Source organism: Hellea balneolensis DSM 19091 (genome assembly GCF_000428525.1).
In the GTDB taxonomy this organism is placed as follows: Bacteria; Pseudomonadota; Alphaproteobacteria; order Caulobacterales; family Maricaulaceae; genus Hellea; species Hellea balneolensis.
On the sequence record NZ_AUAC01000004.1, the window covers coordinates 199,151 to 222,764 of the forward strand.

The window sequence follows — 23,614 nt, forward strand, 5'->3', positions numbered from 1 at the left end:
ATTAACGCGACAGAATAATTGATGGCGTTATAGTCTAAACATGTCGCAAAACCCCGACACATCTTCGCTTTTAAAACGCACGGGCGGTTACGTTCGTCGTGCTCAAGCTTCTCTCTATTGGGAGCGCTATGCCCCAGTTTTTGCGTTAGCTGCAGCAATTGCCATAGTCTTCTTAATCGGCGCCTTTGGCGGCATATGGGAGCGTATTGGCGATCCTTGGCGGCTTATCGTTTTGGCCATTGCTTTGTTTTTCCTGGCTAAAGCTGCATGGCGTGCGCGCGTACAGAAACGCCCTGACTTATCAGAAGCTCGCCGCCGCGTGGAGGGCGATTCAAATATTAAACACCGCCCGCTCGATGTACTTGAAGACCGCCCTGCTATTAGTGAAGCCGCTTGGCCGGCTCATTTCGAAACCGCCCGCAGAAATGCTGAAAACCTGCGCCCTGCCCGTTGGCGGCATGCCTTAAAACCGATTGATCCTTATTATCTGCGCTTTGTACTGCCTTGCGCATTAGGCCTGGCCATGATGGTTGGCTTTGGGGACAATTATGAGCGTTTGCGCCGATCGGTATCTCCGACGTGGCAAAGCGCGATAAATCCAGCGGATGTCACCTATGAAGCCTGGGTTGATCCGCCCGAATATACAGGCCGACCGCCGCTTTATTTCAAAGATAAGAATAAGGTTGATGTTCCAGCAGGATCAGAGCTTGTGGCCCGTATATCCGGCGTCAAAGACGCACCGCGCCTTAAGCTAGGCCGCAAATATCTGCCATTAAAACGTCTTGGCCCACAGAGCTTTGAAGCCCGTGCCATTTTGAAAGAGAAAAGCACAGCGCGATGGCGCATTGGCACGAAAGAGAAAAAATGGGTGCTTAACGTCCTACCGGACACAGCTCCCTATGTTGTTTTTGAAGAGCTGCCCAAGGCCGATAAGCGTGATCGTCTCGCCTTTACTTACACCTTTGAAGATGATTACGGCATTGAGAGCCTTGAGCTGAAAATGCGTCTTTTAACAGAAGATCCTATTGAGGCCGCAAAGACGTCTGTGATAACGGTCCCGCTCTCCTCTGCCTCTGTTAAACGCGCCGAAGAGGCTGATGCAGCGCTTGAGCTGACAAAGCACGAATGGGCTGGCCGTAAGGTGGCAGGGATATTGATTGCTAAAGACGGCCTTGGACAAATGGATGAGAGCCAAGAAAGTTTCTTTACTGTCCCGGATAAAATATTCATAGAACCTATGGCGAAAGCTATCATTGAACAGCGCAACCTCGTCATCGCCGGCAGCGGAGAGTATGCACCTTTGCCTAAGACTCATGATTATCGTAACGCGCCATATTTTGATACCTACCAACCTGAATTTCGCTTGGATCGCGCTCCCGCACAGATAGAGCGTGCGGCGATTTTAATTGATGCACTGACGGATAAACCCGCGGGTATATTCTCTGACCCTGCCATATATATGGGTCTTAAAAATGTGCGCGGCCGTCTGCGTTATGGCCGCAAAGCTTCAGATCTGAAGGGTATACCCGAAGATCTATGGCGCATAGCCATACGTGCGGAATTTGGCGTGCTTGGCACTGCGCTCGAGGAAATGCGCGAAGCCAAAGAAGCACTGCAAGACGGTATGGCACGCCGCGCACCCGAACGGGAAATCGACACTTTATTTGACCGTTACGACCAAGCGGTTGAGCGCTATATGGAAGAATTGCGCCGCCAAGCCATAGAAGAAGGCAATATCGCAGATGCCGAGGGCGGCGGCGGTCAAGGCGGCCGGAATGCGGATGAAATTGAAGAACTTCTCAAAGCCATAGAAGAGGCCAATAAGGCCGGAGATACGGAAGGAGCCCGCAAGGCCCTTGCCCGCCTTGCTGAGCTCTTGGAAAATATGGAAATGCAGCTTACCCGCGGCGGCCAAGGTGAAGGCGGAGAGACCATGCCTGGCGAAATGAGTGAAGAAATGAAAAAATCACTCGAAGACCTCGCGGATCTTCTGGGAGATCAGCGAGAACTACAGGATGAAACACGTCAGGCCGAGAATGAAGCCGAACAAAATGACCAAGAAGATGGCTCTGAGGGCGGCAATAGCGAGGAGGACCAGAATGGCGAGCAAAGCGGTCAGGAAAATGACGGCGAAGATCAGGATAATGACGGCGAAGATAATGGGAGCGAGCAAGGTAACGGCGGACAAGAACAAGGCGAAGGTGCCCTCAGCCCCGGCGAACTGGCCGCGCGGCAAGGTGCGTTGCAAGACGCACTGGATGCCCTTGAAGGAGCCCTACCCGAAGAAGGAGAGAATGGCGGCGGTGGTGAAGAGAGTGAAGACGGCCAAGGCGGCGGAGGCGAAAACGACCCAGATAGCGATGCTCGCGGCGGAAGCGGTGAAGAACAGCAGGACGCAGCGGAAGCCTTAGCCGAAGCCGGAGAGGCTATGCGGGAAAGTCAGGACCGTCTTGAGAATGGTGACCTTGCAAGAGCGAATGATGCACAAGCCGACGCTATAAGAGCCCTGAGGCGGGCCGGAGAGTCAATGGCCTCAAGCGGACGTGAACAAGGCCGCGGCGAAGAGGGATCCGACCAAGCAGAGAATGAAGACCCTTTGGGCCGTGAGAATGCAGGCGGCAATGCAGATGAGTCCGAGGCGGATATTGATACACGTGATGACGCGACGCGGTCCCGTGAGTTGCGCGAAGAGCTTCGCCGCCGCGCCGCCGAGCAAGAACGTGATGAAGCCGAGCGGGAATATTTAGAGAGGCTTTTGAAGCGCTTCTAAAGACGGGTTTATTGTGCGCCGGTAAGGTTTTGAGCAGACCCACCACTCATGGCCGCAGTCGCTGTCTCATCTGCAAATCTGTAACGCAGCTTAACTGCATCAACGGGCGGATTTGGATATTCAGATACAAATGTTACTCGCTCATTCTTGGCGAGGCGCGGCGTATTCACATCTACTAGCCATGTGACTAATGGTTCACCATCTTTGCTGTGAAGAGACAATTCAACCATGGGAACGTCTTGATCTTTGGAGGTAATATTTTTAACCGCGCCGTTCACAACAAGAACAGGTTTTCCATCTATTAAAGCACTTCGCGTAATTGGGTCCTCGATATTCAAGCCTGACATCGTTACATCCACGCCCAATGTCTTATAGAGGGTTGCCATTTGCGGAACGCCGTTGACAATATTCTGGCGAAAGACGTACCCTAAAATCGAGGCAACAAATAACAAAAATAGAGGCACAGCCCATATAAGACCTACACTGGTCAAGCGGCGGCGGCGGCGTTCCTTATCTACCTTGTCTCGCATAACAACATGAGCGCCAGGGGCTTCTGGCACACGGTTTTTACCAAATTCTCCCGCCATGTCTTCAGTAGTGGCCTGAACAATCTCTTCGACAGGCGATTGGTTATCTTGTAAGGTCAGTGTATCGGCTTCAGAGGCAACAAACCATGTGGTATCGCATTTTGCGCAGCGAACCGTGCGTCCATTCGGGCCTATCGCATTTTCTTTTGTCAAATAACGCGTAGAACATTCCGGACAGGTGAGTATCATATCAACCTCGATTCGTTTTATACAGGAGTGTGCCAATTATTAACCCCGTGTCCAGTCCCGTAGATCCGCTAGCCGCTAAACCCAGCGCTATTACTGACGTGGTTCGCTTTGAGCGTGTAGGATTACGTTATGGCCGCGGCCCTGAGATACTTTCTGATGTTAATATGCGCCTAGCACGCGGCAGTTTCACATTTTTGACAGGACCATCCGGCGCAGGGAAATCTACACTGTTAAAGCTCTGTTACCTCACCCTCAAACAATCCCGCGGATTGATTAACCTATTTGAGAGTGACATTTCCATCATGTCCCGTGCTGAGCAGCAAGCGACAAAGCGCCGGATTGGAGTTGTCTTACAAGACTTTCGGCTGATTGAGCATTTAAGTGTTTTTGAGAATGTCGCCCTCCCTCTACGCGTGACAGGTGAGCCCCGCGAAACGTATCGTCAAGATGTGATGGAGCTTTTGCAGTGGGTTGGGCTTGGCCACGTTATGGAAGCCATGCCGCAAACGCTTTCCGGCGGCGAACAGCAACGTGCCGCCATTGCCCGGGCCGTCATCTCCAAACCTGATTTACTTATTGCCGATGAACCCACCGGAAATGTTGATCCTGTCATTGGGCGCAGATTGTTGAGGTTATTTTCTGAAATGAACCGTATGGGCGCAACTGTGCTCATTGCGACACATGATATAAATCTCATCAGTGAGTTTTCCGCCGATGTCATACGCATAGAAGACGGACAGCTCTTAAGCGGCCTTCAGAACGGGCACGCTCATGGATAACTCGGAAAACACGGTGTCCCAGCCCCTGTTAAATACAGCAGCTGATAATGCACGTTCCCTCATTATTGTGCTGGCGATTATGTCATTTCTTGCGGCGCTAGCGCTCTTATTTTCGCTTTCTGCCGATCGCCTAAGGAATAATTGGCAAGGTGAGTTGCAGCGCACAGCAACCGTGCAGCTTTTAGTGAGCAGCCCTGACTTAAGAGACGCTGAAACCGAAACCGCTTTGAAGACTCTACGGACTGTCTTGCCTAGCGCTGATATCGCGCCTTTGGGTGATGTAAAATCACGCGAATTGCTGACACCTTGGCTAGGCAATATAGACCTTCCCGAGGATTTACCCCTACCAGTCCTTATATCTGTTAAATTAGAGGCAGACGATATGCTCTCTCCGCCGCTCATTATCACAGCCCTCGGCGAAGAAGGGCTTATAGCCGAAATTGACGATCATAGCCGCTGGTCTGATCAAATCGGGCAATCGGCCCGCGGGTTAAAAGCAGCAGCTTTGGCGATATTGGCGCTTATATTCGGAGCCAGCATCGCCGTATCCGCCTTCGCAACCCAAGCCGCACTCTCAACACAAAGAGATGTTATCCAGGTCTTGGTGCAAGTCGGCGCAGAAGACGGCTTTATCGCAAAATTATTCATCAAACAGGCTGGTCTTCGCGGGCTGAAAGGGAGTGTCATCGGGGCTGCTTTGGGACTTGTGGCTGCAACAGCTTTATCACTGCGCACCGCAAAAGACACCGCGTTATTGCCAGATTTAAATGTAAATTGGACAGATAGTTTTTATCTAATCCTTATGGTCGCCGGATTAACGCTGATCTGCTCAGCCGCAGCAGGTTTCACAACGTTCCGTTTACTGCGCCGTGAGCGCCGCCGCTCATGAGCCCGCGCGTAAAACTCTCTTCTGAGGCAAAGCGGAAAGGTTGGCTAAAATTTGGCGGCTTCATGCTCTGCTTAACTCTAGTAATATTTGCGGGGGGGTTTGTCGTTTTTGCGCACAAGGTTGACCGCTTGAAACCACCTGCAACTCTGGCAAAAGCAGACGGCATTGTTGTTTGGACTGGTAAAGGCGGCGGACGATTGGAGACAGGCGCAGATCTGCTGCGCCGTAATAAAGGCGAAAGGCTTTTAATTTCAGGCGTAAATACCAAAACCACCTTGGAGGCTATAAAAGACCTCGTTATTCTGCCTAATGCTAAGGCCGATTGTTGCCTGGATTTGGATTACAATGCCGAAGATACAATTGGAAATGCTCGGGAAACTGCGAGCTGGGCCAAAGCTCTGGGATATGAACATATTATCCTTGTCACATCATCTTATCATATGCCGCGCGCCGAGATAGAAATCGGAGCCGCAGCTGGGCGTATCAAAATTACGGCTTACCCAGTGACTAACCCTGACGGCGCGAAATGGTATAATAATAAAGCCCGCTTTAAACGCCTCTTCCAAGAATATGGAAAATTACTGCTGAGCTATTTGCGCTCTCCCGCGACCAAGGCCAGCACAGGGGCGCCGCTCCTTAGCGATGTGCCTGAAGAGGTCTCTGAATGAACCGAGCTAAGGCCCTCATAATTATTTTGATGAGCCTCTTTGTGTTGCTCTGTTTATATTGGGCCTTAGGGCGCAATATAATGATAAAAAGTATCAGCAACCACATAAGTACATTGCAAAGTGAGGGCTATAAAGTCGTCCATAAAGGCTTATCTGTAGGCGGCTTCCCCATAAAATTCAGAGCCGGTCTGGCGCAGCTCAATATCGACTCACCGCGCTCCGCTGCAAAGCCTTGGTCTGTTAAAGGAGATGATTGGCAATTCGAAGCTATTTCGCTTAATCCCCTGAAATGGACAGGAACCCATCGCGGTGAGGCCAGAATAGATCTTCGCGGTCCCAAAGGTGAGCGCTGGCTCTTTGACGCCAGGCCTTTTAATGTCGATATGACAGCTCGGACCAATCTTAAAGGTGAGCTGAAATCAGTAGAGGCTTCAGCGTCTAAATTGAAAATGCAGGCCATTATAGGTACCCTGCCGCCTATTGTGGCCATAGACAAAGCCCGAATAGATGCGGGTCCCTCCGGCCCCGATATGCGTTATGCGGTTGATCTGGAGAATATCTATCTTGAGAAAGATACGCTAAAGCCGTTTCAAAAAGCCTTTGGCCCCCGCATCGAACGCTTGCAAGGCTCTGCCCTGGCGATAGGCTTGGCATCACTTGAAAGCTCAGCGGTCAATGAGTGGGCAAAAGTGGGACAGATTACAGGAGAAGGTTGGAGCTTATTATGGGGGGACACTCGCTTCCAAGGCGGCTTTGACCTCACGCAATCACCCAATGGCTTGAGCGGCATTATTCGTATTGAAGTCGAGGATATAAATGCGCTTATTTCGCGCTTAGAAAACGCAGCGCTTCTGAGTAATAGCCAAGCCCGAAATGCAAAACTCGCCGCAATCTTACTCCCTGTCAATGACAGCGGACGGCAAGAAGTGACGCTAACAATGCGGGACGGCTTTCTGACACTCTTTGGTCAGAGGATATATGCGCTTTAAGCAGCCTTAATCATCGCGGCCAAAGTTTGGTGCGGCGCTATCCTGCCCTGCATCTACAATATGGCGGCGAATGTCGCGGGTTTTGGCGAAATGTTCCAAAAGCGCATCGCCGTCATCCCAACGTATGGCCCGTTTCAAGGCTGATAAATCCTCAATAAAGCGGTCAACGACTTCGAGTGTGGCCTCGCGGTTCGCCAAAAAGACATCGCGCCACATGACAGGGTCTGAAGCCGCAATACGCGTAAAGTCTCGAAAGCCGCCAGCCGAGAATTTCACGACTTCATTATTGGTAACCCTTTCCATATCCACCGCCGTTCCGACAAGCGTATAAGCAATCAGATGCGGCACATGAGAGGTTGTTGCTAAGACGATGTCGTGACGTTTCGGTTCCATGATCGCGACCAATGCGCCAATTCCTTCCCAAAAGAGTTTGACAGTCTCGACTGCGCCGTCATCCGCATCGTCCGGCGTTAAAACACACCATCGGTCTTTAAACAGCGAGGCAAAGCCCGCTTCAGGGCCGCTATATTCGGTTCCCGCAATAGGATGCCCCGGCACAAAGTGAATGCTGTCTTTGAGGAACGGCGTGACCTGCTTGATCACATCCCCTTTGACAGACCCCACATCGGAGAGGATCGCGCCGTCCTTCATCACAGGAATAATCGCTTCTGCTACTTCGCCGATGCGGCCCGGGGGCACGCAAAGGATAATCATATCAGCCTGAGAAGCGTAAAGCTCAGGCGCGTTTTCAGAAACGCCATCCGCGAAACCAAGCCGTTCTATAGCTTCACAGGCCGAGGCAGATTTATCTGCAACATAAACTGTCTTGGCTTGGCCGTATTCTTTGGCAGCCCGCGCTATAGAAGACCCTATCAGGCCGCCGCCAATAATTAATAATGTGTCGATTGTCATTTTTTATAACCCAAAGGCTTCGGCAGGCAGCCAATAATCTTGGTCTGGGGCGGAGCGGTATCCAAAAAACCTTCAACGCTAATCAAGTTATGATCACCGGCTTCAGCCCGAAGTTTCGCGCCTTCAATATGAACCGTTCGGCTACAGATCAGTAGTGTTTGATCTGCGCCTGACGGCTGAATATCCGCTGTTGAAACGGCGACGGCTCGCGGCCAAGCCTCATCACCTGTGCGCGGGAGCCCTGATAAAATATGCATATCGGGCATAGCCCCTTTTGCCCCCAACGCTGTCCACCAGCTATTCATGCCGCCCGGTGCGGGTAAGACAGCCACGCCCTCATCATCAGCATAGGCCGCCGCCAAAGCTGAACTGGCCGTAGGATAAGACATAGCCGGAATGGCTGCGCCAAAGCGGTCGCGCACCAACGTCCAGACATCCAGCGCATCACCCTCTAAGGCGATATGAAGTTTCATCGGCCCTTGAAGCGCGATAGAGGCGCTCATCAGTTCTGCCCAAATCCGAGAAACTAGCTCGGGCGGAGTATTCTCTGTGGCGGCGGCTAATTCACGAATATGCGACTCCTCGCGCGAAGGTCGCCAAAAGCGCACCCCTGATTTTGCACGCCGAACTGCCGCCGCTAATTCAAGCCGCTGGGCAATAAGAGACAATAAAGCATTATCAACGCGGTCGATCTCAGCACGCACATCTTCTATTTTTACAGGCGGTATTTTATTCATGTCGTTGCCGTTCGCTAGCCGTCCTGTTTGCAATAGGCGTTGTGCCAAAGCTTGGCCGTGTGACCAATTTTTTCGCTGTTCCTCTGGGTTCGGCATAAAGCCGCTTTATCGCTTCGACAAGCACTAGTCCTGAAAAACCCGGCCAAACTGTCTCGCCAAAGCGTTCACACCCGTGCGAAAAGCCTGCCCCTGCAAGTTTCCGCAATGGCGGGGTATAAAGCGCGCCTGACCACACAGTCGGAACAAAGCCAGCTGCGTTAAGGGCGCCGCGAAGTTGTGTACGTGAAAAGGGCCGCCCTGCCCCGAACGGACTTTTATCCGAGCGAGCCCACATGCCTGAGCGGTTGGACGCAATCACGACAATACGGCCTTCGGGACGCGTGACCCGCCACAGCTCTTGCAGCAACCCCGACAGATCCGGCGTTTCCTCAACACCGTGAACGCATAAAACATTATCAAAGCGGGCATCTGAAAAGGGAAGCAAATCTTCAGCCGTCAAGCACGCAATGATACCGCGCTGGCCGCTTTGCGCGATGGCACCTTGTCCACCTGGCATTGCCAGAATCACACGGTTAGCGCCTTTCATATAAGGGCGCAGATAGGGCGCACAATAGCCAAACCCCAAGACATCCTGCCCTGAGAGATCAGGCCAAAGCGAGCTTAATCTCCGCGCGGCCATATCTCGCGCCGTTGCACCTAAAGGCGAGGCATAGAACCTTTCCAATGTGATAACGCTTTGCCGCATAAGCTTAGCTTAACCAATGCGCCGCAAAATGAAAATGTTTAAGACGCATGCCTCCAAGCCGGGGCCGCACTTGGCACGCCAAACATGTAGCCCTGTAAATAATCAACGCCCAAACGCTCAAGCAAATCCGCGTCGGCGCGGTTATCCACCATTTCGGCGACAGTTTTAACGCCAAATGTTTGTGCCAGATCCACCATCATCCTTACGAAAGTTTCCTTGTGCGGAGTGCGTGCAATGTCTTCTATAAAGCTACCATCGATTTTAATTATATCCGCTTCGATAGCCATCAAATTTTGAAATGTCGTGTAGCCCGAGCCAAAATCATCAATAGCAAATTTACACCCTAAGGCACGGGCCTCTACAGAAAACTGTCCCGCTTTAGCTGGGTCTTCCAAGGCCGCTGTTTCTGTAAGTTCCAAGCTAACGCGGTGGGCCTCAGGGCCCAGTGCTTTTAAGGCTGCAATATAAGCCGCCGCCCTATCTGTCTCTTTTAAAGTGACTGCAGACACGTTTAGCGCAATATCAATATCAGAATATTGCCGCAGCGCTTCCGCAGCCAATTCAAGAGCGCGGCGATCAAGAAGATGCACGAGCCCCAGACGCTCCGCTGCCATGATAAAGCGCCCTGCAGAAATAACTTCTCCCTCCTCAAGTCTTAGCCTGAGCAAGCATTCATAATGATGGAGCTTTCGTGACTTCGCCTCTATAATAGGCTGAAAGGCCAAAGATATACGGCGGTCATTCAGCGCTGCTAGAATATCATCTGCGGTGATATCCTCTCGGCTTATCACAGAAGGTGTGTGCTCAGGCTGCGGTTTCAGGTTTATGGCAGAGTCCTTATCTGCCTCATTCTCTAATGACAGAGGGGTCTGCATTATAAATTGCTCTGCCGTCATTGAGGCATCCGGCACAACAATAACAGCGCTTTCAAATTCAGCTGTGAGAGGACCATGTGGAGATTGATAAATGTTATCGGAGAGCGAGGCTTGTAAGGCTGCGGCGGCGGTTTCAACTTCTTCAAGTGCTCGCCCGCTTAGCCCAACAGCAAATCTTCGTCCTGAAATCCGCGCTGTAATATCCGGTGACGCTACACTGCGAGACAGATGAGCCCCGACCATTTTCAAAATGCGATTGCCTTGATCATAGCCATAGGTTTCATTTATGTCCGGCAGGTTAGACAGCGATATATTCAGGCATAAGACGCGCGCATCGTGACGTGCCGCCATTTCCATAATATGTGTGAGCCCTTGATTAAATCGCGCCGCATTCCAAAGCCCCGTTAAATCATCATGCCCGGCGAGATAAGCCGCTCTCTCGCGATCCTCTTGAATGGATTGAACATTAAAGATCACAGCTGAAACTTCATGGGGTGTTTCGCCCTTACCCGAGAGGCGTTCGCCCCGCTCTTCGACCCATAGCCAGCGGGCATCATCCCGCTTGATTTGATAGCGAAGCGCATATTGGGCCCCATCCCATGATAGATGAGTAAACGCCTCTTGACGGCGACGGCTATCTTGAGGCGAGAGACGCAAGCTAAAATCCTGAGCAGACACAGGTAAGTTTTCATCGCGAATACGTAAAAGTGAACGGCAAAGAGACGCGTCTTGCCAGATAAATTGCTGCCTCTTTATTAGAAATGAGGCGGCGCCCAATAGACTTAAGGTCTTGGAGGTATGTTGCAAACCCTGTGCGCGCCCAATTTGGTTTACCTTAATCAATGTAGCCATCCCCGACGGCAAAATCTCGCCTCGCGGCGGCGATCGTGACCATGAAACCAGCCATCACATCCAAGAGACACATTATCATAACAAGGAAAAAGACCGAGGTTGCGAAAGCTGGAAGCATCAAAAATTCAACGAGGCAAATAATGAAAAGGCACATTGAAAAAGCATGGTTCATCACTGCCGCGCGGCCTGTTCCCGTAGATTTCAGCAATTCGAAAAATAGCATCAAAAGCGACAAGGCAATCAAAGCATGACCCGGCGTAATATCCCACGTCACTTGAGACGCCATAGGAACAGAGATAAAATCTGTGTCCAAGCGCTCCCGCACAGCATCCACAGTTGAGAAGGTTGACCCCCCCAATGCCAGAACATTATAAATGACGACTGGCACAATCATCAGCGGAAAGACTGTAAAAAATCGCAAAACGACCTCACTCGAATCATTAGTTCTTAATAGAATCTAAAGAAGAAAGGCTTGCAAAGGGTTAATAAGTGAAATTTGCTTTCATAAAACGCGGCTGTTCCTGCCTAAGCTAGAATGAGCCATGTCGTTCTAAGCGCCGTGCCTTACGTAACTCATATAGGCTGAAGGGGTTTTAGCCCCTGTAAGCCTTAAACAGAAATTTCTTAAATCCTGAGCTCTCAAAGGGAGCCCAAGTCCCTTCTGGCTGAGCCAAACGGTCGGCAATGGCGTACATAACAAGCGGATTAACACCCAAGCCAATATGACTGGCCGGGACCTCAATATTCTCGCTGGGCGTTTTGCTTTTCCGCTGAACAGAGCCTTTCCAAGCCACAATGCCGTCGGCTTTCGTATAGATTGAGGTCGTTGGCACAAGCGGCGCGACATTCATAGCTTCCATACGCTCCAGCATAGCTGCGTCAGGCTCACCATTGAAATATTTGAAGAGACGTCCGGCATTGGAATGATCAGGGTCACCTGAGATTGGGCTGCCAAGGGAGATTACCGAGCGAACATATTCCGGATGCGCTTTAGCGACTTCACGAGCAAATAATCCGCCAAGGCTCCAACCAATGATAGAAACTTTTTCGCCATGCTTCTTAAAAACCCGCTTGAGTAAGGCCTGCATTTGAGCTTCGCGCTGCGCGTTATAAACGAGATTACGGCCTAGACCCCATCCATATGTAGGATAACCCAGATCAGAAAATAATTTACGCATAGGCCTTGTGGATGCATCGCTGGCGACAAAGCCCGGGAAAAAGATAACGGGATGACCATCGCCTTTGGGCAGTCTTTTCATTAACCGGCGCAAAGCAAAAAAAGAGCCCATTTCAAAACTGGCGCGTCCGCCCTCTGTTAAGGTCCAAAAGAGTGACGGTCCTTTTTTGGACAAGCCAGCCTGCTGATATCCTTGCGGGGAAATTTTCGCGGCTTTTTCAACAAGTGTGGCTACCATGTCGTGTCCTTGGGTCGTGATTCGAAAAGGCTAGAATGCGCTTAATTAAATTACAAATAGTTACGTGTTTTTAGCTGTACCATTTGCCTTGGATTTCGCGGGTTTCGGATTAGTCGTTTTGGATGTTGTCATTTTCACTTTGCGCGCTTTGGGAGCCGCTTTGACCTTTTTAACACGGTCAGTTTTTCCAGCGCTCATAGCTGCCGCTTTGGATTCGGCCTGTTGTTCCAAAACCATTGCGGCTTCTAAATGCTCTTCAAAGCTGCTTTGCAGGCATTCTGAATAATAATCAGGATCAGGAATAGCACTACGACATGCCGTAAAAGCGACTGTCACATCATCAACATAGCTGTGCACAACATGGCCCAGTTTAACACCATCCACCAAGCAGAGCATTCCATGCAGCCCAATAAGCTTAGCCCCTGCGGAATAAATCGGAACGGGCGGTCCGGGTACATTCGTCACAACCGTATTGATAAAGGGTTTCATATAATCGGCGAGTTTCAAGCGCGTGGACATCATCGCACCGAGATTCATAACCGGTGCTGGGGCCAACTTTGCCATCTCCGCCATCTGGCGGGCTCCCAGAGCACTTGTGAAGGTTTTTGCTTTGACAGTTTCTTCTGTCACATATTTCATACGCTCTTGGGCCAGAGGAATATGTGATCCAAGCGGGACAAACATAGCCGCAACCTGATTACCCATGGTGTTTTTTTCACTTTCATCGCGCACAGAAATCGGCGCCATTGTTGTAACAGATGTGTCGGGAAGTTCATTGTAATGCTCTAAATATTTGCGCATAGCACCGCCTACAATGGAGAGCATGGCATCGTTGAGCTTGGAACCAGCCGCGAGAGCTCGAATACGTTTAATGTCCTTGAGCTTAAAACTTCTTGCATCAAACATACGGTGCGGTGACACCGTTCCGTTAAAACGGGTCTTTGGAGCTTGCATCAAAGCCTTAAAGTCAAAGTCCTTTTTTACAAAACCTTTTGCCGCGCGAAGCATTCCAGGCACCGTATGCCGCATAGCTCGCGCTTGGCGAATTGGGCTTAGAAGACTACGGGCATAGCCGCGTGCAAACATACCAATTTGGCTCGGATCAGCTTCGGGCCTCCAATTATCAGGGGGAAGCTGCGTCTCATCTTTGGCAGTCATCGTATGAAGTGCATGCATCATATCCACGCCCGATACGCCATCAATGGCGGCGTGATGGACCTTGCTGAGCATAGCGTAAGAGCCTTTGGGTACGCCCTCAATATTATCCAGACCTTCGACAACTGTAATTTCCCATGGCGGACGCGAGAGATCAAGCGGACGAGCGAAAATTCGGGCGGCCTGAATACAGAGCTGCCGCCAATCCCCGGGCTTGGGCAGCGCGACATGGCGGACGTGATATTCAATATCAAAATTGCTATCCTGTACCCAATAAGGATAATCGATACCAAAAGGCACTTTAACCATTTTCTGGCGCATCGTATCGGAGAGTTGCAACCGGCCCTCGATAAATGACAATATATCTTTGAACCGCACGAAACCGTCATTAGCCGTTGAGGGGTCATAAATCAAAACAGAGCCAATATGTACCGGAGCAATAGGGCGTTCCATGGAGACGAAAACGGTATCCAATCCTTGCATTTGTTTCATATCAAACCCCAGTTCCGCTAATTATTGTCCCGTAATTATGTTATAGGATTAGAAACATCATCCTATCGGCTGGGAGTCAAGGGTTGTGAACGTTGACGCGAATGTTGCGGCCAGGCGTTCTCTCTGCGTTTCGGCAGGTTCAAAAGTGTTTTGACCGCCGACGCCATAGAGAACAACGAGCTTGAACCAATCATTAGCGATGGCTTGGTTTAAAAAATCCTCAGCGGATAAACACTTACGGCCCGCCTGTGTTGACAATTCGAAACTTATGGGCCCCACACCATGATAGGCACGGTAAATAACTTCGGTGCAAACAAGGCGGTCAGACGTAGCGAAATTAAAGATGAAGTCATATAATTTCCCGGCATGAGATAGGCCTTTAGACAGGGCTTGATTAATATCTGCCTCGCTTAATTTCGGGCGCAGAACAACAAAGGAATCAACCTGCAGCGTCTCTTCAATAGGGCGTAATAAGACCCCGTCTTTTTTTGCCTCGAGAATATTGATGTCCTCAGCCGCGCTGTGTTTGTAGCCGTCGGATACATCCTCTATACCGCGCTCGTTTCGGGTTTCAGGTGATCCTATATATAGCGCGCCATGCGGCCAATATCCTGGCAGGAACAGGTTGCTCATCGCATCATCATGGCGCGTTATGAAAACATCTCCTGGGTTTAATTGCGATTTCAATGTTTCGATGACGTCAGGGGTTACGCGCTTGGGCGCACCAATATTTTTCACAAAAGGAATTTTCAGCTCTGCAATATCGGAGCCTGTCGCTTCGAATAAGGCGAAGAGCGTATTACGGCTCGCCGAAATAGAACGCCGCCTGAGTGAGAAATTCACAAATCGGCGATAGCGGCGCAAATGGTCCCCACGTGAGGCGGTGGGTAAATTTAATGTTGTGAGAATATCGGCGATTGGACTTAACGCTTCACTTTCTAGCGCGGCCATAATGACGCTTCGGTTTTCGTCAAAATAATCCCGCGCCTGATAAAAATTATTCATTGTCAAATGGCTTGTCAGCTGGCGGTAAAGCCGCGTGAAACTTTTTCGCTTGATACCGTAACGCGTCTCCGCTTCGTCAAGCTTCTTCCAAACAATGTCCCGATCCCGCGCAAGACCAATAAGATATTCACCTGTGCGTACAATGATTTCTGCGCCGCAAAACGCGATACCAAAAGCTTCCAATTCGCCTTGGGATAAAGCCTGCTGTTTTTTAAATCTCTTGAAGCGCGGCTTTAGCGACTGAATTGTTTGCCATATCGCCACGCGCATCGCCAGATAAGACGCATATGTTTCCCGAAGACGTTCATCCTCGATAGGGTCATAATAGCCCCGCGTCTCAGCGGCTTTGCTGTCTGCGTGTAGGCGCACCATATCTCTTGGACAAGGCAAAGCGGCATAGGAGGCCTGTAAAGTTCGAACGGCGTCAAGAGGCGTGTCAGAACTCAAAGCTTAGACCTCGTCCCAACCTTCGGGATTTCGGGCGCGGCGATTGAGCCACATGACCCCGCGCAAATCTGCAATCGAGACCATAAGCCGCCCAAAATTTGTATATTTAGACACGCCAAATTCACGGTGACGGTGGTTCACATCACAAAATTCAATCGCATATCCTTCGCGCAACATCAGTGCCGGGATATAGCGGTGAACATGATCGAAATAAGGAAGGCGTAGAAAGGCCTCACGTGTAAAGACCTTCAGGCCGCAGCCCGTATCATCAGCCTGGTCCTTAAGCAGCTTTTTACGAATGCCGTTTCCAAAGCGAGACCCCAAACGTTTTGCCCAGCTATCCTGACGCTTCGCTCGTCGGCCGCCGACCAATGCAAGTGATTGCGGCGCATCTGGCCGCGTCATTTGCGCATAAAGCGCAGGAATATCAGCAGGGTCATTTTGCCCGTCGCCGTCCAGCGTGGCAATATATGTACCCTTCGCGGCCAAAACCCCGGAGCGCACAGCCCGAGACTGCCCCGCATTTTTACGGTGGGAAATAGGCCGCAAAGCAGGATAGGTTTCCTTTAAAGCTATAAGCTTTTCCAAAGTACCGTCTGTGCTGGCATCATTCACGAATAGCATTTCATAAGCCTGCCCCTTTAAAGCGACAGCAATTTCGTCGACTAATTTAGCAACGTTTTCTTCCTCATTATAAACGGGAACAACTACGGAAATATCGGGTTTTCGTGTCATAAGCACGATGTGGCACGAGAGGCGCTGTCTCGCAAGTTTCTCTTTCGCAAGTTTCGCTTTCACATGACTCGCCTGTTGGGCTATGGGGTTTTCATGAGTTCTCCTGCTGGAATAAAGGCGCAGCGCCTCAAGCATATTATAGCTTTGCTGTTACTGAGCCTTCTTGTCTTCCTACCGGGGCTGTCAAGCCTTCCGGTGATTGACCGTGATGAAGCCCGCTTTGCTCAAGCTAGTGTGCAAATGGCTGAAAGCGGTGATCTCATGGACATTCGCTTTCAAGACCAAACGCGTTACAAGAAACCAGCCGGAATTTATTGGCTGCAAACAGCTGCAATTAAAGTATTTGCAAAAGATGGAGAGCGTAAAATTTGGGCACAACGTCTCCCCTCCGTTCTAGGAGCATTATTAGCGGTTTTGGCCACTTATTGGGCAGCAGCCCGTATGATCGGACGGCGCGGGGCGTTCATTGCTGCTGCGATGCTAGCGGTTTCTGCACTTGTGATATTTGAAGCCCATATCGCTAAAACGGACGCAATGCTTGCGGGGCTGGGCGCGTGCTGTTTTGGGGCTCTGGCGCATATGCGTCACGGCGGCGGCCGAAAGTCCTCTTGGGTGTTCTGGATAGCTCTCGGCCTTAGCATCATGATCAAGGGGCCTGTAGTGCCTATCCTTTGCAGTCTTACACTTATCACATTGGCCCTGTGGGAGCGTAGAAACGGATGGATGAAGCTACTCTTGAACCTACCAGCCATATTAGTCTTTATTTTAATTTGGGTGCCTTGGACGATCGCCATTTGGCTGATGACGGATGGGGCCTTTTTCGTAGAAAGCCTCGGAAAAGATTTTGGCGGCAAACTCATTAGCGCACAAGAACGGCATCCCGGTCCTCCGGGATATTATTTGGGTACAATCTGGCTGACGCTTTGGCCAGGTTGTTTATTACTTCTACCAGCCTTTGATTTTGCTATCCGCGCTGTTCGTAACGGCAAAGGCTCCGACGCGCCCGTTGTCAAAGGCATGCGACTGTGCCTGTCATGGGTCGTGCCTTATTGGATTTTAATTGAGTTGATGCCCACAAAGCTCCCGCATTATGCGTTGCCGCTTTTCCCCGCCCTATGTGTCATGGCGGGTGTCGCGGCGGTAACGCTTTTGGCCGTCAGAGAGTTTTCGGTTTTACGCCGTATCAATGCAGCTCTCTTTTTAATTATCAGCGCCGTCTTGATTGCGGCGGTTATGGCGGGGCAAGCCCTTTATGGCCAAGACGGAACATCCAATAGCTATCTAGTGTACGGCATAGGCTCTATAGCAGGACTTTGTGCCATAATTGCCAGTTTTGCATTATGGCAATCAAAAATGAAATTGGGGCTGATAAGTGCATTCTTAGCGGCTTTAGTAATTTCTGTCCCAACTTATAGTTATATTCTGCCGGGGCTGACCCAGTTGCGCACCGCCGATAAGATGGCGGATATATTACGGGCTGAAGGCATAAAACTTCCGAGACATGGCGGCCCGGCTATCGTCTCGCCGCACTTTACCGAACCGAGCCTTGTTTATCGCCTCGGAACCTCGATTGATGTTACGGATAAGGCAGATCTTTTTGATATGGCAACCTTAGAACAGGGCCGCGTGATTATTCTGGATCAAAAGCGCGATATGACTCCGGATATTATGGCTAATATTTTAAACACAGCAGAGCTTGCCGGACTTTGCCTTAAAACGACCCAAGCCTTTAAGGGATTTAATTATTCCAAGGGTGATCCCGTAGAGTTGATTACGCTTAGGGCATCAGCTTGCCCGAAATAGCTAGCGCCCAATAAAAGCAGAACGCATCGCTAAATACCACGCTCGCCCCATAATCGCTAAAGCCATGAAGGGCCACGCGGCATAAGTCATAATTCTGCCAAAAACACTCTTACTATGTTTAAGAAAATATCGCGTGAAGCCTTTTAGCTTTTCCCATTCCACTTTTTGGCGGCGGACTTGGCTAGTAGAGCCGTAATGCATGGCAGAAGCCTCAGGTACAAAGTAAACCTGCCCCCCTATTTCCCGGGTGCGGCGGCAAATATCAATATCCTCGACATGCAAAAAATAATCTTCATCAAAACCGCCCAAAGCTTCAAAAGAAGCCCTGTCCATCATCATACAAGCCCCGCTAATCGTTGGGTAAGCTTTAGGATCTGAAGGCAGAGGATCAGTTTCTCTATGTATGGACTGGAAAAAAGGGAGCCTGTGCAATGGCGTAAAACTGACAAGAGCCGATAAAGGTGTCAAAGCCCCGCGGCGACCTCCGCGCTGTTCCTGCCCATTCACATTTTTAAGTAAACCGCCTGTGATCCAGGGACCGGATAAATTTTTCCCACAATTTGCCAGTTTGCGAGCAGCCCCCTCCGCAATCAGCGCATCAGGATTTAAAAACAGTAAATAGTCTCCGGTCGCTAATTTAGCTCCATAATTACAAGCCCGCCCAAAACCAATATTGCCATGTCCTTGCAGAAGACGAATACGCTCATATCGCGCCACAATATCAGACAGGCGCTTTCGGGCGTCAGGCGTATTCCCATTATCAACAAGTATAAGCTCGAAAATATCCTGGTCCGCCATGACGGCGTTTATCGCTTCGATCAAGGCCGGACCTGTCATAAAACTGACCATGATAACGCTAATGAGCTTTTCGCGTTTGGCAATCGGTAGTGGCAGAATTTCAGCCATATTATTCCTTTGAAAACCCCAACTCCTTAATGTCCCCTAGCGAGACAGAGCGCTTAGCGCAAAAGAAAATATCATGTATTTTTTGTTAGTTTTCAATCCACTGCGCATCGTCAATAGGCACAGGACGTTTTGAAGCCGGAAGTAAATGTAAGGTTCCAACGGCAAAAAATACGCAACCCCACCACCAAAATTGCCAGGCGCCATAAGTCAAAGATGAAATGATAAGGGTCGCTATAATGACGCCGCTGATAGCCCCTGCGTGACCACGGCTCTGAACAAATTTTTGTACGGGTTTAATCAATGACGCAATGACGGCAGAGGCGAGTAGAGCTCCGATTAGACCTGTTTCCGTCCAAATTTGAACACCCGCATTGTGAGGATGGAGAGAGACTGTCACGATTTCGCGCCCATCTTTGGCGATATAAGTTTCATCGAAACTACGAGAGGCATCAAACCCTGCGCCTATAAGAGGATTATCGATAATGACGTTCCAGCAATAGCCCCACATTCGCAAGCGGTGGTCCCAAGAGAGAGGAACATCACCTGGCGGATTTTGGGCATAATGAGACGCAAAATAAGCCATCAAAGGCGCGGCCATAATAACGCATATGGCAAAAATTAATAAAGCAGCGGGAGTTCTACGCGGCAAGAAATAGCCAAGCGTCATCGCGCCGAGCACGCCCATCAAACCCAAGAGGCCGACCGACAAATCATTCAATAACGTTGCGCAAGCCAAAAGGCCTATAAACAATGCCATTGCAGGTTTCGCCAATGCTTTAGGAAGGCGCGCCAACATCAACATTGAGACGGGTGCGGCTAACAAAACTAATATTGTAATGGCATGTCCCAGATTCATCTCAGCATCAATGATACGAAATATCTTCTCGTTGAAATCATTTGCGGGATTGAAGAAAAGCGTAAGGCCAAAATCACTAAGCAGGTCTATAACAAGCAGCCCTGCGCCAAATATTGACGTTGACATTAAAAGGTGTTGGAGCCGTCTGGGCCTTCGCCGTCCTGCATATTCAAAAAGAGGCCAACTCCAATAAAAAACTAACGCCATCAGGAACAGTTTGACATAATTGGTCAGAATATCATCGGGACGATAGGAACTCCAAAGCGCTGTAATACTCAGCCATGTCAGAAATAATATGAGCGCGAGCTGAACGCCTGTAATCCGGAAACTTTTTGTTTTTAAAGCTAAAAGCAGGCCGAAAATACCCAAGAAAAAAATGAGCGGCGCCACGCCCAAACCGCCCGCATGGCTCACGAACGGCATCAGCACTATTACCAGAAAAATGGCGCCGAAGCTTGTTTTATCCAAAAGCGGGGTCATGACGACTAAGCGCCCGCTTAGCGTTGATCCGGCGCTAGGGCTTCTGTCGCGAGTTCAATGACAGCTTCGTCAAGAGAAATAATCTGCTGCTCCCGACTCCCCAGGCGGCGTAAGGCTAACTTGCGGCCTTCGGCTTCTTTCATGCCGACAACGGCGATAATCGGAATTTTACGATCAGCTGAATGTTCACGAATTTTGTAATTGATCTTCTCATTACGCAGGTCCGTTTCAACACGAAGTCCCGCTTCGCGCAGCTCTTCCGCCGCTTGCTCAGCATAATCATTGGCATCAGAGGTAATGGTCGCAATAACGGTCTGAACCGGGCTGAGCCAAAGCGGAAACTTACCCGCATAATTTTCAATAAGAATGCCTAAGAACCGCTCGAAACTTCCCAAGACAGCACGGTGGAGCATTACTGGATTATGCTTCTTATCATCATCGCCAACAAAGTTCGCATTGAGGCGTTCAGGCGTATTCGGGTCGAGCTGAATTGTGCCGCATTGCCAATCTCGTCCAATCGCATCGCGCAAAACAAAATCGAGTTTTGGCCCATAAAACGCACCATCACCCTCATTAAGCTCAACTTCGAGGCCTGAGCCATCCGCAGCTATCTTCAGCGCGGCTTCCGCCTTGTCCCAATATTCATCAGAACCGACCCGCAACTCTGGGCGCGTTGAGAACTTAACTTTAACCTCATCAAAACCTAAGTCCGCATAGACAGATTTCAACAATTCAGTGAAAGCCTTCACCTCATCCGTAACTTGGTCAAGTGTACAGAAAATATGGCCATCATCCTGCACAAAACCGCGAACCCGCATGAGACCGTGAAGCGCCCCTGAGGGCTCATATCGATGGCAGGATCCAAATTCAGCGTAGCGAATAGGCAAATCACGATAGGACTTTTGCCCCTGATTAAAGACTTGGATATGGCATGGGCAGTTCATCGGTTTTAACGCAAGAACTTTGTCCTCTTCAGCAATCTCCGCCACAAACATATTTTCGCGATACTTATCCCAGTGACCTGAGGCTTCCCAAAATTTGCGGTCCATGAGCTGGGGCGTCTTGATTTCGCGGTAGCCATATTCTTTTTGACGGCGAGACATATAGGCTTGAAGTTCGGAATAGAGTGTCCAGCCATTGGGATGCCAAAAGGCTTGCCCTTGAGCTTCTTCCTGGAAATGGAAAAGCTCTAATTGCCGTCCTAATCGGCGGTGATCTCGCGCCTCGGCTTCTTCGATTTGCTTCAGATGCGCATCCAAATCTTCCTGGCTGGCCCAAGCTGTTCCGTAGATGCGCTGGAGCTGAGGGTTGTTACTATCCCCGCGCCAATAAGCGCCAGCCACTTTCATCAGCTTGAAAGCTTTGCCGACTTTCCCCGTACTTGGTAAATGCGGGCCGCGGCACAAGTCGAACCATTTTCCCTGCTTATAAACAGTGATCGTTTCAGACTCGGGTAAGTCCTCAATCAGCTCAGCTTTGAAGTCTTCGCCCATATCGCGGAAAAGCTTTATCGCCTCATTGCGGTCCATGACCTGGCGTTCAAATTTATCATTGCGGTTGATAATAAAGGCCATTTTTTTCTCAATGGCTGCAAAGTCATCTTCGGAAAAAGGTTCATCCCGGTGAAAGTCATAATAAAAACCGTTTTCAATGACGGGCCCGATTGTAACTTGTGTGCCCGGGAAAAGCTCTTGCACCGCTTCTGCTAACACATGCGCCGCATCATGACGGATAAGCTCAAGTCCCTCAGGGTCTTTGGCTGTGACTAATTCGATTTTGGCATTGTCATTGATGGGTAAGGACGCATCGACAAGAGTTCCGTCAAGCTTTGCGGCAAGCACTTGCTTAGCTAGACCTTTGGAAATTGATTTCGCAACCTCCATAGCCGTGACGCCGGTCTCATAATCACGCGCCGCTCCATCGGGAAATGTCAATGTGACCATGGTCTTAATCCGTATTTGTTCCGCGCCACAAGCCATATCGCCAAGGCGCCCAGAATGGTGGCGTTTTAAAGGTTTCAGGCACGTTATCAACCCCAGAGGTGCCAAACCAATGACAGCGTGACAGGCGGGCCAAAGTCATCCATCCGCCTGCCCAAGGCCCATGTTTCTGAATCGCGAATTTAGAATAATCCGAGCATGACGGCGTATGGCGACATCTCACACCGAAATAAGTGAGCATGGGACTGATTGTGTATTTATAAAGCCAGAGCAGAGCCAGCATAGGATATATGAGCGGATTTTTCATTACTCAATTATCTATACCTATGGCCCTGACGCAGGTTCTGGACTTGCCACGCCGCAACTTAGGCAGAATTTATGAAATGAGATATTTCGGTTACCGCATGATCCGCATTTTTCCTGCAGCCGAATACCGCAATGTACGCAGAAATCCGTATCAACACCATCGCGCTGAATAATGGATCTATCACAGCCGGGGCATGTCTTTGCGGCTATTTTTTTGAGCGCAGTTTCATATTCAATGGATTGCCGCCTCTCGCTCTCAGACCTCGCCTCTTCGGTTTTCTTGCGCTCCATATAGCGGCGCATTGACCGGATAATAAAATGCCCAGCAATCATCGCCATAATAATACCAACAGTATAGCGGACATAACCGCCATAATGGGGCAGATAAGGGACAAGTTCGACAAAGAAAGCAAAAAGCGCGAAAAGCACAAATCCCCGATAAAGCGGCCAATAAGCACTTTTACGCTTTATCATTAAAAGCCATCCCGCCACAAGTAAGAGCGGAAGAGTCAAAGCCAGGCGGAAAAGGAAGACTCTTAATTCTTGCGCCCGTTTAGCAGCACGATATTTTGGACGGGCTTGGGAGATTATATCGCTTCGAGCTGATCGAATATCACTTAGCTCCCGCTCTGCATTTCTTAGGGCCGTTTGCGCATCTTGAACATCGCGCTGTGCGGTTCTCTCATCTTGTTTAAGCTCTTCAATAGTCCTGTTGCGAGCAATGACTTCAGGGTTTTGCGCTGAGCTTTGCGTCGCATTTCGCGTCTTAATCCAATTGTTGAAAGAGGCTCTCGCGGATTGATAATCCTCACGGGCTGTGCGCTGATCTTCTTGTGCATCCTCTATATTTCGCCGAAGATTAAGCAAGGCCCCTTGCTGATTTTCTAGCGAATTATCTGCCGCCTCCAAGGCCTTCGTGTCAGCGAATTGTTCTACAGTAATTTGACGATCCACTTGCGGCAGATCTTTTATAATCAATCCGCCCAAGCCAATTAAGAACCCTGCAAAAATAATAGAGAGCAGCCACATGACGATCGTAAAAATCTGCTGTGGACGGCGCGTAGATTTAGACATGATATCCC

Annotated in this window: 21 protein-coding genes; 6 read left to right on the plus strand and 15 right to left on the minus strand. The window is 50.0% G+C overall.

What is annotated here, in order from left to right:
• Window positions 1-40 precede the first annotated feature (40 nt).
• Entirely contained in the window at window positions 41-2,770 is a 2,730-nt protein-coding gene (locus F569_RS0111505) for a DUF4175 domain-containing protein (RefSeq protein WP_026942325.1), read from the plus strand.
• An 8-nt stretch (window positions 2,771-2,778) separates the two neighbouring features.
• Here F569_RS0111505 and F569_RS0111510 read toward each other — a convergent pair whose 3' ends face one another.
• Entirely contained in the window at window positions 2,779-3,546 is a 768-nt protein-coding gene (locus F569_RS0111510) for an MJ0042-type zinc finger domain-containing protein (protein ID WP_026942326.1), read from the minus strand.
• Window positions 3,547-3,575: 29 nt separating this feature from the next.
• Between F569_RS0111510 and F569_RS0111515 the strand changes: the two genes are divergently transcribed.
• The 4 genes from F569_RS0111515 to F569_RS0111530 are packed head-to-tail and all read left to right on the plus strand — an operon-like array spanning window position 3,576 to window position 6,871.
• Window positions 3,576-4,325, plus strand: coding sequence for a cell division ATP-binding protein FtsE (locus F569_RS0111515; protein WP_233353659.1), 750 nt, complete (start codon window positions 3,576-3,578; stop codon window positions 4,323-4,325).
• On the plus strand, window positions 4,318-5,214 hold the full coding sequence (locus tag F569_RS17755; protein ID WP_051279823.1) for a cell division protein FtsX: 897 nt from the start codon (window positions 4,318-4,320) through the stop codon (window positions 5,212-5,214). The genes F569_RS0111515 and F569_RS17755 overlap by 8 nt, the downstream gene beginning before the upstream one ends.
• On the plus strand, window positions 5,211-5,882 hold the full coding sequence (locus F569_RS17760) for a YdcF family protein (protein ID WP_051279824.1): 672 nt from the start codon (window positions 5,211-5,213) through the stop codon (window positions 5,880-5,882). Before F569_RS17755 ends, F569_RS17760 begins: the two co-directional genes overlap by 4 nt.
• Window positions 5,883-5,911: 29 nt before the next feature.
• The gene (locus F569_RS0111530; protein ID WP_267879451.1) at window positions 5,912-6,871 is read left to right on the plus strand and encodes a DUF2125 domain-containing protein; all 960 of its coding nucleotides are present in this window, start codon (window positions 5,912-5,914) and stop codon (window positions 6,869-6,871) included.
• A 6-nt stretch (window positions 6,872-6,877) separates the two neighbouring features.
• Here the strand turns inward: F569_RS0111530 and F569_RS0111535 are convergent, their stop codons facing one another.
• The 9 genes from F569_RS0111535 to F569_RS0111575 form a co-directional block, all read right to left on the minus strand.
• Window positions 6,878-7,783 (minus strand): prephenate/arogenate dehydrogenase family protein, encoded by a 906-nt coding sequence (locus tag F569_RS0111535; protein WP_026942329.1) that lies wholly within the window; start codon window positions 7,781-7,783, stop codon window positions 6,878-6,880.
• Window positions 7,780-8,520 carry a chorismate mutase gene (locus F569_RS19045; RefSeq protein WP_051279825.1) on the minus strand — a complete coding sequence of 247 codons (741 nt, stop codon included), beginning with the start codon at window positions 8,518-8,520 and terminating at the stop codon, window positions 7,780-7,782. The genes F569_RS0111535 and F569_RS19045 overlap by 4 nt, the downstream gene beginning before the upstream one ends.
• Complete coding sequence (locus tag F569_RS0111545; RefSeq protein WP_026942330.1) at window positions 8,513-9,265, minus strand: class I SAM-dependent methyltransferase; 753 nt, start codon at window positions 9,263-9,265, stop codon at window positions 8,513-8,515. The genes F569_RS19045 and F569_RS0111545 overlap by 8 nt, the downstream gene beginning before the upstream one ends.
• 38 nt (window positions 9,266-9,303) lie before the next feature.
• The gene (locus F569_RS0111550; protein WP_026942331.1) at window positions 9,304-10,992 is read right to left on the minus strand and encodes an EAL domain-containing protein; all 1,689 of its coding nucleotides are present in this window, start codon (window positions 10,990-10,992) and stop codon (window positions 9,304-9,306) included.
• Complete coding sequence (locus F569_RS0111555) at window positions 10,976-11,413, minus strand: hypothetical protein (RefSeq protein ID WP_026942332.1); 438 nt, start codon at window positions 11,411-11,413, stop codon at window positions 10,976-10,978. Before F569_RS0111555 ends, F569_RS0111550 begins: the two co-directional genes overlap by 17 nt.
• A gap of 172 nt (window positions 11,414-11,585) precedes the next feature.
• Complete coding sequence (locus tag F569_RS17770) at window positions 11,586-12,407, minus strand: esterase/lipase family protein (RefSeq protein ID WP_154813728.1); 822 nt, start codon at window positions 12,405-12,407, stop codon at window positions 11,586-11,588.
• A gap of 60 nt (window positions 12,408-12,467) precedes the next feature.
• Window positions 12,468-14,054 (minus strand): WS/DGAT/MGAT family O-acyltransferase, encoded by a 1,587-nt coding sequence (locus tag F569_RS0111565; protein WP_154813729.1) that lies wholly within the window; start codon window positions 14,052-14,054, stop codon window positions 12,468-12,470.
• A 57-nt stretch (window positions 14,055-14,111) separates the two neighbouring features.
• Window positions 14,112-15,506, minus strand: a complete 1,395-nt coding sequence (locus F569_RS0111570) for a YiiX/YebB-like N1pC/P60 family cysteine hydrolase (RefSeq protein WP_154813730.1) — start codon at window positions 15,504-15,506, stop codon at window positions 14,112-14,114.
• Between the two features lie 3 nt (window positions 15,507-15,509).
• Window positions 15,510-16,241: a glycosyltransferase family 2 protein gene (locus F569_RS0111575; protein ID WP_026942335.1), complete on the minus strand. Its 732-nt coding sequence runs from the start codon at window positions 16,239-16,241 to the stop codon at window positions 15,510-15,512.
• A gap of 93 nt (window positions 16,242-16,334) precedes the next feature.
• On the opposite strand from F569_RS0111575, the gene F569_RS0111580 reads away from it, so the two are divergent.
• Complete coding sequence (locus F569_RS0111580) at window positions 16,335-18,044, plus strand: ArnT family glycosyltransferase (protein WP_026942336.1); 1,710 nt, start codon at window positions 16,335-16,337, stop codon at window positions 18,042-18,044.
• On the opposite strand, the gene F569_RS17775 is transcribed toward F569_RS0111580, so the two are convergent.
• The 5 genes from F569_RS17775 to F569_RS0111605 all read right to left on the minus strand — a co-directional run bounded on the left by F569_RS17775 (window position 18,045) and on the right by F569_RS0111605 (window position 23,606).
• A complete protein-coding gene (locus F569_RS17775; RefSeq protein WP_051279827.1) occupies window positions 18,045-18,950 on the minus strand; it encodes a glycosyltransferase family 2 protein in 906 nt (301 codons plus the stop codon).
• An 85-nt stretch (window positions 18,951-19,035) separates the two neighbouring features.
• Entirely contained in the window at window positions 19,036-20,286 is a 1,251-nt protein-coding gene (locus tag F569_RS0111590; protein WP_026942337.1) for an O-antigen ligase family protein, read from the minus strand.
• Window positions 20,287-20,303: 17 nt separating this feature from the next.
• Entirely contained in the window at window positions 20,304-22,229 is a 1,926-nt protein-coding gene (thrS, locus tag F569_RS0111595) for a threonine--tRNA ligase (protein WP_026942338.1), read from the minus strand.
• Between the two features lie 4 nt (window positions 22,230-22,233).
• Window positions 22,234-22,533, minus strand: a complete 300-nt coding sequence (gene yidD / locus F569_RS0111600; RefSeq protein WP_026942339.1) for a membrane protein insertion efficiency factor YidD — start codon at window positions 22,531-22,533, stop codon at window positions 22,234-22,236.
• A 17-nt stretch (window positions 22,534-22,550) separates the two neighbouring features.
• On the minus strand, window positions 22,551-23,606 hold the full coding sequence (locus F569_RS0111605; protein ID WP_026942340.1) for a hypothetical protein: 1,056 nt from the start codon (window positions 23,604-23,606) through the stop codon (window positions 22,551-22,553).
• Window positions 23,607-23,614: the final 8 nt, after the last annotated feature.